The organism is Psychrobacter proteolyticus (assembly GCF_038155145.1).
In the GTDB taxonomy this organism is placed as follows: Bacteria; Pseudomonadota; Gammaproteobacteria; order Pseudomonadales; family Moraxellaceae; genus Psychrobacter; species Psychrobacter proteolyticus_B.
This window is the reverse complement of sequence record NZ_JBAKAY010000186.1, coordinates 1-214: the sequence shown is the minus strand read 5'-3', so window position 1 is coordinate 214 and position 214 is coordinate 1. Positions and strand designations below refer to the sequence as shown.

1 protein-coding gene is annotated in these 214 nt (G+C 45.8%); it reads right to left on the bottom strand.

The genetic code is table 11. The features are described 5' to 3' along the window. The coding region (locus V6252_RS13450; RefSeq protein WP_341610771.1) for a hypothetical protein at window positions 1–214 on the bottom strand (214 nt) is incomplete at both ends.

Sequence of the window (214 nt, the reverse complement as noted above, 5' to 3'; positions counted from 1 at the left end):
CCATTTTGATAGCAGGTATAGGCACCTGCGTTTTAGTACTTACTGGCGCTTTGGGTCTAATGCCCATATACGCACCAAGCATACCTAATAAGAAGGCACGATGGCTTTTACCCAAAGGCCCTTGATTAGCACGAACACCTAACTTGGTATTACTAGTAACGCCTAACAGCTCGGTGCCAATACTAAGGGCGATAAGAGCAGTGATATGATGCTG